Source organism: Falsiroseomonas oryzae, assembly GCF_027856955.1.
GTDB classification, from domain to species: domain Bacteria; phylum Pseudomonadota; class Alphaproteobacteria; order Acetobacterales; family Acetobacteraceae; genus Falsiroseomonas; species Falsiroseomonas oryzae.
This window is the reverse complement of record NZ_JAPSMD010000197.1, coordinates 1-9866: the sequence shown is the minus strand read 5'-3', so window position 1 is coordinate 9866 and position 9866 is coordinate 1. Positions and strand designations below refer to the sequence as shown.

The following is a 9866-nucleotide window of genomic DNA, read 5'->3' as shown; positions in this document are numbered from 1 at the left end:
CGCCGCGGCGGCCGCGCGGCTCGGCCGGTCGAAGCGCTCGCCGGGGCCGACGCGCAGCGTCTCGGCGGCGGCCAGGCCGGGCAGCAGCGCCAGCAGAAGAGGCGCGAGCCGCAGCACCGTCAGCGCGGCGTCGTGCCGGTGGCGACCAGCCAGATGCCGACCATCACGCAGAGCGTGCCGGCCAGCTTGCGCAGCGTCAGCGGCTCGCCCAGCAGCAGGCAGCCCAGCGCCATGGTCAGCAGGAAGCCCAGCGCCACGAAGGCATAGGCGACCGAGACATCCAGCCGTGCCAGCACGAACAGCCAGACCACCGCGCTGCCGCCATACAGCATCAGCCCGAGCCACACGGTCGGGCTGGCCAGGATGGCCAGCGCGATCGGCCAGGCGCCGCCGGCCGCCAGGCTGGACTGCACGGACGGGATGCTCATGCCGTGCTTCAGCGCGACCTGCGCGAGGGCGGAGGCGCTGACGGCGACCAGGATCGTCGCGACCAGGGTCCAGGTGATCATCGGGCGCCGCGCAGCCTCGCTCATCGCCCGATCGGCAGCAGCGCCACCGCGACCACCAGGCCGAGGCAGCCGAACACCGCCCAGGACACCCAGTCCCGCGCCGCATAGACGATGGGATCGTCATGCATGTAGCCGCGCGTCGTGGACATCCACAGCCGGCATTGCCAGAACAGCAGCAGCGGCACCGCGCCCCACAGCACCGCGGCATTGGCATAGGCGCGCGCCGCCGTCTCGCTCTGCACATACAGCGCCAGCACGATGGCGGAGGCGAAGCTGGCCGACAGGCCGCAGCCCTGCAGCAGGCCGATGTCCTCCACCATGTAGCCGCGGCGCAGCGCCCGCCCGCCCCGCCCCGCGCCGGCATCGCGCAGCCGCTGCAGCTCCGACACGCGCTTCACGAAGGCGAGGCTGAGGAACACGAAGGAGGAGAAGCCCAGCAGCCAGAGCGAGACCGGGTGCCCGCTCGCCTCGCCGCCGCCGAACAGGCGGATGGTGTAGAGCCCGGACAGCACGAAGACATCGACCAGCGGCTGTTCCTTGAGGCCGAGGTTGTACGCAAGGGAGACCGCGCAGTAGACCAGCAGCGGCAGCAGCGCGCCCGACGCCCAGCCGAGCAGCATGCCGCCCAGGAGCAGCGCCGGCGCCAGCGCCAGGCCGACGGCCACCGGCAGGTCGCCGCTGGCGAAGGGGCGGCGCGACTTGCGCGCATGGGCGCGGTCCGCCGCCAGGTCGGAGATGTCGTTCAGCAGGTAGATGGCGGAGGCCGTCAGGCAGAAGGCGAGCGCGATGGCGAAGGCGCCGGCCCAGGCCTCCACGCCCCAGAAATTGCCGGCGGCGACCGGCGGGATCAGGCAGAGCCCGTTCTTCACCCACTGATACGGCCGCATGGCGCGCAGCGCGGCGCGGGCGACGTCGCGACGGTCCTCCAGCACGGCGACCACGTTGTGGCGCGCCTGCGCCTCCCGCAGCACGCCGGCGGGCGCGTTCACCACCACCGCCTCCGCCGCCGCGTCCCACACGGGATGGTCGGTGGCGTCGTTGCCCAGATAGACGAAGCCGCCGCGCCCGAAGCGGCGCACCAGCGCCTCCGCCTTGGCCGGCCCGCGCAGGTTGTTGTCGCCCTCGGTCGCGATGACCTCGTCGAACAGGCCGAGATGGCGCGCGATGGGCTCCGCGACGTCGCGATGCGTCGCGGTGCACAGCACCAGGCGGCGCCCCGCCGCGCGCTGCCTCCGCAGCCACGCCAGCACGGCCGGGCTGTAGGGCAGCGTCGCGGGGTCGAAGCGCCAGCGCCGCGCCAGTTCCGCCTTCATCCGCGCCTTGCCCTCGGCCAGCCAGCCGGGCAGGCGCAGCGCCACGCGCCAGTCGGCCAGCACGGCATCCAGCGCTGCCTCGTGCAGGCTGTCGATGCGCAGAAGCGTGCCGTCGAGGTCCACCACCACGGGCAGCACGTCCCGGTTGGCGGCGCCGGGCTCCAGCATCTCGGAAACCGCGCTCATCGGCTGGATCGCAAGGTCCTGGGCGGGGGTCGCGGTGCATACGACATTGCAATGTCCCGGTCGAGCCCGTAGAGGGGCCGGCATGACGGCCGACACCTTCCGGCGCGCCGCGCCCGCGACCCACAGCACGGGTTCCTTGCCGAAGCCTGAATGGTCGCGACGCGAGGCCCTGGTCCTGGCCGCCATCCTGCTGCTCGCCGCGGCGATGCGCGTCGGCGCCGCCGTCGCCGTGCCCTCCCCGCTCGAGAGCGACTATCTCGGCTACTGGAACCTGGCCGGCCATCTGGCCGCAGGTCGCGGCCTGATCCTGGAGGACGGCAAGCCGACCGCCTTCCTCAGCATCGGCTACCCGATCTTCCTGGCCGGGTTCTTCGTGCTGTTCGGCACCAGCATCGCCGTGGTGAAGGCGGTGAACGTGGTCCTCGGCATCGCGGCCGTGCTGTTCGCCTATCTCGCGGCCCGCGCCATGTTCCGCTCGCCCTGGGCGGCGGCGCTCGGCGCGCTGATCCTGGCGGCCTATGTCGAGGCCAGCGTCTACGGCGCCTATGTCGCGAAGGAGAACCTGATGGTTTTCCTTCTGATGGCGCAGCTGGTGCTCGCGGCGCATGCCGGCGCGGGCGGGGCGTGGCGCGTGCTGAACCCCGTGCTGTTCGGCGTGGCGACCGGCTGGCTGGTCGTCACCGGCAATGCGGCGATCTCCTTCCTTCCGGGCTTCGTCGCCATCGCCTTCTTCGCGCGCGGCGCGGCGGTAGCTCCAACCCTGCGCTATTTCGTCCTCGCCGGGCTGGTCGGCGCGCTGACGATCGCGCCGGTGGTCGTGCGCAACCACCTCGCCTTCGGCGGCTGGGGCGTGAACAACAACGGCGGCTTCAACCTCTATCTCGGCAACAACCCCAACGCGACGCCCTATTTCATGAGCATCGCCGACACGCCGATGGGCCCGCGCTGGCACGCCCTGCGGGAGGAGCTCGGCGAGCGGGGGTCGAGCCAGTACCTCGGCGAGCTCGCCAAGCAGCACATCCTGGACAATCCCGGCGAGACCATCGCGCTGTCGCTGCGCAAGGCGCTCGCCTTCTGGGAACCGCCGACCCATTCCGGCAAATACGAGGAAACCCGCGTCGAGCAGTTCGTGCGCCTGATCTGGCTGGTGCAGTATCTCGGCATCGCGCTGCTCTGCGTGGCCGCCTTCCTGCGGCTGCGCCAGGACTGGCGGGGGATCGGCGCGATCCTGCTGATGGTCGCCGGCTACACCGCCGTCCACATGCTGTTCTACGTCGTCTACCGCTACCGCCTGCCGATCATGCCCATGCTCTGCGTGCTTGCGGGGCTGGGGGCCCATGCCCTGCTGATGCGGCTGGCCCGTTCCCCCGCCGAGCGGCGACGGGCGACGGCCTGACCGGAGCGCCCCCGGCGCACCCCGCAAGAAAATACGCCGAAGCCGATTGATTACTGCAATTTCAGCCCGGCCTCATGGCGGCGAGAGGCCCCGTTCCGCATGGTTGGGATCTCCACGGCATTGCCGTGCACCCGGTGTCGCCCGCCTCCGGCGGACAGACCGGGTGTCGTGACCCGTTTCGGCCCGCCGCAGTGGCGCGCCATGCCATTCGGCGTCGGCCATTTCCCGGCAGGCCGATGCCGACGAGGCCGGACCCATTCATGGGGATCGGCCCTTCGGGCCGGTCGCAGCAATGCGGCCGGCCCTTTCTTTTGTCCGGACCGCGGCATGTGTCCGAAGCCCGCGCGCCATGCCGCAGGCCAAAGTGCCAAAGCGGCAAAGTGCCGGGCTACGAGGCGCCGGCGGGCATCCGGCGCGGCGCCCCCTGCGCCTCGAGCAGGGCGAGCAGGCCTTCCAGCAGCTGCGCCGGGCTCGGCGGGCAGCCCGGGATGACCAGGTCCACCGGCAGCACCGCCGCAACCCCGGCCTCCACGCCGTAGCTGCCCTTGAACACGCCGCCATCCGCCGCGCAGTCGCCGGCCGCCACCACCCAGCAGGGCTCCGGCGTGCAGGTCCGCGTGCGCTCAAGCGCCTCCCGCATGTTGCGGGTGACGGGACCGGTGACCAGCAGCACGTCGGCATGCTTCGGGCTGGCCACGATCCGCAGGCCGAAGCGCTCGAGATCGTAGAGCACGCCGGCCATGGCGTTCACCTCCAGCTCGCAGCCGTTGCAGCTGCCGGCATCCACCTCCCGGATGGCGAGGCTGCGGCCCAGCCGGGCGCGGGCGGTCGCCTCCAGCCGGGCCATCAGCGCCTGCACCACCGCATCGGGCGGACTCGGGCTGGCATCGGTCAGCGGGCGGGAGACGAGGCGCTTCGCCAGCTTCGGCCACAGCATCCGTCCCTCCCTCAGGCCAGCTTCGCCACGCGCAGCAGGTCCACGCCCTCCGGGTCGCGCAGCACCAGCTCCGTGCCCGGCGGCACGCGCTCCGCGATCCAGCCTAGGTCGTCCAGCGCCTGCGCGCGCTCGTCATAGGCCCAGTGCTCGGCCACCTGCCGGCCCGGCCCGGGCTTCAGCAGCGTCACGGTGAACATCCCGCTGGCGCCGGCATCGGCGCCCTCGCGCGTCGGATATCTGCCGCTCACAGATCGACCCCGCTGTAGGAGCAGTTGAACGACTTGTTGCACAGCGGGAAGTCCGCGACGATGTTGCCCTCGATCGCGGCTTCCAGCAGCGGCCATTGCAGCCAGGACGGATCGCGCGGGAAGACGGCGCGGATCAGCCCGCCATCGTCCAGCGCCATCCAGGTCAGGATCTCGCCGCGGAACCCCTCCACCGCCGCGATGCCCTCGCCGCCCTTCTGCGGCAGCGGTGCGTGGATCTCGCCGGGTTCCAGCATGGCCAGCAGGCGGCGCACCAGGCCGATGCTCTCCTGCAGTTCGGCGATGCGCACGCGTACCCGCGCATCCACGTCGCCCTCCGCGAAGGTGGCGACCGCGACCGGCAGCGCGTCGTACGGCGCGTGCGGCAGGGCGCGACGGGCATCGAAGGCGCGGCCGGAGGCGCGGCCGACATGGCCCCCTGCGGCGAAGCGCGCCGCAAGCTCAGGCTTCAGGATGCCGGTGCCGACGACGCGGTCCTGCAGGCTGGCATGGTCGTCATAGACCGAGAGCAGCGCCGGGATCTCGGCCTCCACCGCGGCCAGCGCGGCCAGGATCGGCGCCTGGCCCTCCTGCGCGAGGTCCACGGCCAGGCCGCCCGGGATCACCAGGTCCATCATCAGCCGATGCCCGAAGGCCGCGGCATTGGCCCGCAGCACACCTTCCCGCAGCACGCCGCAGCGCGCATGCGGCCAGGCGAAGGCGGCGTCGTTGCAGATGAAGCCCCAGTCGTTGACGTGGTTGGCGATGCGCTCCAGCTCCAGCATCGCGGCGCGCAGCAGCGCGGCGCGGGGCGGCGCCTGCGTGCCGGTCGCGGCCTCCGCGGCCAGGGCGAAGGCCAGGGAATGCGCCACCGTGGTGTCGCCCGACAGCCGCGCGGCGAAGCGCGCCGCCGCGCGCGGCGACTTGCCCTGCATGAGGGAGAGCGTGCCCTTGTGCGTGTAGCCCAGCAGCTGCTCCAGCCGGACCACCATCTCGCCCTGCACGGTGAAGCGGAAATGGCCGGGCTCGATCACGCCGGCATGCACCGGCCCCACCGGGATCTGGTGCCAGCCCTCGCCCTCGATCGGCAGGAAGGTGGGCTGCAGCGGCGCGACGGGGTCGCGGGATGGCTTCGCAGCCAGCGGCGCGGTCACGCCCCAGCGCCCGTGGTCCAGCCAGGGCCGCAGGTCCGCCGCCTCCTCGGCCACCAAGCCCCAGAGGTCGCGGATCGCACGCTCGAACCGCACCGCGCCGGGGCGCGCCGGGGACAGCGCCGGATAGCCACCCTCGGCCGGGCAGCTCGCCAGCAGCAGGCCGCCATCCGCCTCGTCGAGGAAGGCGGCATGCACCATCGCCGGCTCCGCCCAGAGCGAGAGCAGCGCCAGGGTCGGCTCCTCCGCCAGCGCTGCGCGCAGCTCGACGAAGGCCGGGCGCGTCAGCAGGTAGCGCTCGAAGGGCCGGCAGCCCTGCGCTGCGCCGCGACGGATGAGGTCGGAGGCAGCGCCCGTCATCCCAGGATCTCCGCGCCGGCGCGCAGCAGCGCCACGAAGCCCGCCGGCGCGGCGAAGCCCAGCGCGGCGGCCAGGGCCAGGTGCAGCCAGACCGGCACGGTGGCCCAGAGCAGGCCGCCCGGCAGCGCGAAGGCGCCGGGCACCGGGTTGTCGCGCGTCGGCTCGCCCAGGCAGAGCGCCTGCAGCACGCGCACCAGCGCCGCCGCCGCCATCAGCAGGCCGATCCCGACCGGCAGCACCAGCCAGGGGTGCCGCGCCGCAACCTCCGTCACCAGGCGGAATTCCGAGACGAACAGCGCGAAGGGCGGCATGCCCGCCAGCCCGGCGATGCCGAGCGCCAGCCCCCAGCCCAGCGCCGGATGGCTCGCCGCCAGGCCGCCGATGTCCTGCACCTTCTGGCTGCCCTTGATCTGCGCCGCCGCGCCGACGGCGAAGAACACCCCGCTCTTCACCAGCGCATGCCCCAGCAGGTGCAGGATGCCGGCCAGGTTCGCCACCACGCCGCCGATTCCGAAGGCCAGCGTGGCCAGCCCGACATGCTCGATTGAACTCCAGGCGAACAGCCGCCGCGCATCGCGCCGCCGCCACAGCGAGAAGGCCGCCAGCAGCAGCGACAACATGCCGAAGCCGATCAGGAAGGGGCCGGCCGGCAGCGCCGCGGGGTTGCCGCCGACGATCGCCTCAGCCCGCAGGATGGCCAGCAGCGCGGCGTTCAGCAGCAGGCCCGACAGCACGGCGCAGATCGGCAGCGGGCCTTCGGCCTCTGCATCCGGCAGCCAGGAATGCAGCGGCACCAGCCCCGCCTTGGTGCCGTAGCCCACCAGCAGGAAGACGAAGGCCAGGCTGAGCAGCCCGGGATCGCAGTGCGCCGCCACCGCCCGCAGCGCCACCCAGGACAGGCCCGGATCGCCGGAGCCGATCACCGGCTGCGCGGCGAGATACAGCAGGATGGTGCCGAACAGCGCCAGCGCGATGCCGACGCCGCACAGGATGAAGAACTTCCACGCCGCCTCCACCGCCGCCGGCGTGCCATGGGCGCCGACCATCAGCACGGAGGCCAGCGTCGCGATCTCGATTGCCACCCACATCACGCCGAGGTTGTCGGAGACGAGCGCCAGGAACTGCGCGCCCATGAAGACCTGGAACGCGGCGTGGTAGGCGCGGATGCGCAGCGCGTCGAAGCGCTCCGCATCCAGCGTTGCGGCGGAGAAGGCGGCCGTCGTCAGCCCGACCAGCGCAGCCACCGCGACGAAGGGCAGGTTTAGGGCGTCGATGCGCGTCCAGCCCTGCTCGCCATGCGGATGGCCGAGCAGCGCGAGCGCGATGGCCAGCGAGCCCGCCGCGACGCCGATGTTGACATAGCGCCCGATGCCGAGCCGCGGCGGGATCAGCGCCAGCACCACGGCGCCGAACCACGGGAAGAACACCAGTATCCAGGGCAAGGGCATCAGGCGTCGCCCCCGAACCCTCTCCCCGCGCTGGGCGGAGAAGGCAGGATGAGGGGGGCGAAGGGGGGAGGCAGCCGCATCGGCGTCACGCATCCCCCCGCTGACGATCCAGGATGGAGGTGTCCAGCGTGTCGAGACGCTCGCGGATCTGGAAGACCACGACGGCGGCGACGACCGCCACCATCAGCACCAGCGCAGCGGTCGAGAGCTCCACCACAAGCGGCATGCCCGCCACGCCGACCGCGCCCAGGATCAGGCCGTTCTCCAGGCTCAGCAGCCCGACGACCTGGCTGATCGCGTTGCGCCGCGCAATCATCGCCAGCATCCCCAGCAGCACGACGGACAGCGCGATCGTCAGGTCCACCCGCGTCAGCGGCGTCGCCCCGCCCGCCGTCACCGGCAGCACCACCAGCACGGACAGCCCGACCAGCCCGATGGCCGCGAGCAGCGATGCGCCGATCCCGAGCGAGGGCTCCACCTCCCGGTGCAGGCCGAGCCGGCCGATCAGCAGGCGCAGCACCAGGGGGATGGCAACCGCCTTGGCGCCGAAGGCGATCACCGCCGTCACGTAGAGGCCGGGCGCGCCCTGCACCCAGCCCTGCCACGCGGCAGCCACGGCCAGCAGCCCGCCCTGCACCGCGAAGGCATTGATCACCGCGCCGATATGGCGCTGGTAGAGCAGCACGAAGGACAGCAGCAGCACGCCCCCGCCGAGCAGGTGGGAAACGTCGTAGGCCAGGCTGCCGAACCCGCTCATGACCTGATGCCCTCAGACGCCGGGCGGCGGCATCCGCCGCCTTGGCTTCGCGCAGGCGCCTGGAGCGCCGGGCCATGCGTACGGGCTGTGCGCGGGCTGCATTCGCAGCCTCGGGCCGCTCCGCCGCCCGCCAGTCCTTCCCTTCGCCGCTTCACGCCAACCTCGTCGAGACGAAAAGCAGGATGGCGCCGAGCAGGCCGAGCAGCAGCGCCACGCCCAGGAACTCCGGCACGCGGAAGACGCGCATCTTGGCGATCGCGCTCTCGAAGGCGGCCAGCGCGAGGCACAGCACCGCCATCTTGGCGACCCAGGCCAGCAGGCCCACGAGCCAGCCGAGCGGCGCGAAGCCCGCCGGCGCCGTGCCGAAGGGGAGGAAGACCGCGGCGATCAGCGCCAGCCACAACGTCAGCCGGAGCGCGGACGCCGCCTCCCACAGCGCGAGGTGCCGGCCCGAGGCTTCGAGGATCATCGCCTCGTGCACCATGGTGAGTTCCAGATGCGTCGCCGGGTTGTCCACGGGGATCCGGGCATTTTCCGCCACCGCGACGGCGCACAGCGCGAAGAGCGCCAGTGCCAGCGAGACGCGCAATCCCACCGCGCCGTCCTGGAAGGTGGCCGTGATCGCCTCCAGCCCGGTGGTACCGGCGATGATGGCGAAGATCAGCACGACCAGCAGCAGCGCCGGCTCCGCCAGCGCGGCGAAGGACATTTCCCGCGCCGCGCCGAGCCCGCCGAAGGCGGTGCCGACATCCAGGCCGGCCAGCGCCAGCGCCACGCGCCCCAGCGCCAGCAACCCGGCCAGCAGCACCAGGTCGGAGAGCGGCGCAAGCGCCATGCCGCGCGCGAAGCTCGGCACCAGCGCCACCGCGGCCACCGCCGCGCCGGCCGCGGCATAGGGCGCGGCGCGGCTGATCCAGCTGGCATTCTCCGCCAGCACCGGGCGCTTGCGCAGCAGCTTCAGCAGGTCCCGCCAGGGCTGCAGAGGATGCGCGCCGACCCGGCCCATCATGCGCGCCTTCAGCCAGCGTATGCCGCCCACCACCAGCGGCGCCGCGGCCAGCAGCAGCGCCAGGTGCAGCAGCTGCGTCAGGATCGACGCGAGCACGATCACGTCGCGCCTTCCAGCCACACGATCAGCACCAGCAGCGCGACGAGCGCGCCGAAGGGCAGCATCAGGCACTGGCGGATCGTCAGGTCGCGCAGCCGCTCCGTGCGGATCACCACCGCCTCCCGCGCGGCCGCCAGCGGCGCCAGCAGCAGCGCGAAGGAGGGATCGCGGAAGCCGGCCGAGAGGCGCGCCGGCGCGACGTCACCGGGCGGCGGCATCGTCACCGACTCATGCGCCGCCAGCGCCGGCTGGCCGAGCATGCGGCGCAATGGCTGGCCGAGGCCGGCAGCGGAGGGCTGCGTCAGAGGGTCGCCGAAGGGCAGGTGCGGGGGCGGCGCGGCGAAGCCGCAATCCCAGGCCGGGCCGCGCGCGCTCTCCTCGCGCGAGACGCCGGCGGCGGCACGGCGCTTCACCGCGGCCCAGACCGCGAGGCCGCTGACCGCCAGCAGCGCCGCG

Annotated in this window: 9 protein-coding genes and 1 pseudogene; 1 reads left to right on the top strand and 9 read right to left on the bottom strand. The window is 72.9% G+C overall.

What is annotated here, in order from left to right:
* Positions 1-119: 119 nt before the first annotated feature.
* Both OZN99_RS18000 and OZN99_RS17995 read right to left on the bottom strand, forming a co-directional pair.
* Positions 120-533, bottom strand: coding sequence for a DMT family transporter (locus OZN99_RS18000; RefSeq protein WP_270936646.1), 414 nt, complete (start codon positions 531-533; stop codon positions 120-122).
* Positions 530-2008 carry a UbiA family prenyltransferase gene (locus tag OZN99_RS17995; RefSeq protein ID WP_270936645.1) on the bottom strand — a complete coding sequence of 493 codons (1479 nt, stop codon included), beginning with the start codon at positions 2006-2008 and terminating at the stop codon, positions 530-532. The genes OZN99_RS18000 and OZN99_RS17995 overlap by 4 nt, the downstream gene beginning before the upstream one ends.
* Before the next feature lie 82 nt (positions 2009-2090).
* Here OZN99_RS17995 and OZN99_RS17990 point away from each other — a divergent pair, with 82 nt between their 5' ends.
* Positions 2091-3404 carry a glycosyltransferase family 39 protein gene (locus OZN99_RS17990; RefSeq protein WP_270936644.1) on the top strand — a complete coding sequence of 438 codons (1314 nt, stop codon included), beginning with the start codon at positions 2091-2093 and terminating at the stop codon, positions 3402-3404.
* Positions 3405-3792: 388 nt separating this feature from the next.
* Here the strand turns inward: OZN99_RS17990 and OZN99_RS17985 are convergent, their stop codons facing one another.
* From OZN99_RS17985 to OZN99_RS17955, 7 genes and pseudogenes are all read right to left on the bottom strand, one after another.
* Complete coding sequence (locus OZN99_RS17985) at positions 3793-4341, bottom strand: NADH-quinone oxidoreductase subunit B family protein (RefSeq protein ID WP_270936643.1); 549 nt, start codon at positions 4339-4341, stop codon at positions 3793-3795.
* Positions 4342-4352: 11 nt separating this feature from the next.
* Positions 4353-4589 (bottom strand): hypothetical protein, encoded by a 237-nt coding sequence (locus OZN99_RS17980; protein WP_270936642.1) that lies wholly within the window; start codon positions 4587-4589, stop codon positions 4353-4355.
* Positions 4586-6097 carry a hydrogenase large subunit gene (locus OZN99_RS17975; RefSeq protein ID WP_270936641.1) on the bottom strand — a complete coding sequence of 504 codons (1512 nt, stop codon included), beginning with the start codon at positions 6095-6097 and terminating at the stop codon, positions 4586-4588. The genes OZN99_RS17980 and OZN99_RS17975 overlap by 4 nt, the downstream gene beginning before the upstream one ends.
* Entirely contained in the window at positions 6094-7545 is a 1452-nt protein-coding gene (locus tag OZN99_RS17970) for a hydrogenase 4 subunit F (RefSeq protein WP_270936640.1), read from the bottom strand. The genes OZN99_RS17975 and OZN99_RS17970 overlap by 4 nt, the downstream gene beginning before the upstream one ends.
* Before the next feature lie 85 nt (positions 7546-7630).
* Positions 7631-8302, bottom strand: a complete 672-nt coding sequence (locus OZN99_RS17965; RefSeq protein WP_270936639.1) for a hydrogenase-4 component E — start codon at positions 8300-8302, stop codon at positions 7631-7633.
* Positions 8303-8453: 151 nt separating this feature from the next.
* Complete coding sequence (locus OZN99_RS17960; protein ID WP_270936638.1) at positions 8454-9413, bottom strand: respiratory chain complex I subunit 1 family protein; 960 nt, start codon at positions 9411-9413, stop codon at positions 8454-8456.
* A pseudogene (locus OZN99_RS17955) lies at positions 9410-9866 on the bottom strand (hypothetical protein); the annotation flags it as partial. The gene OZN99_RS17960 and the pseudogene OZN99_RS17955, both read right to left, overlap by 4 nt.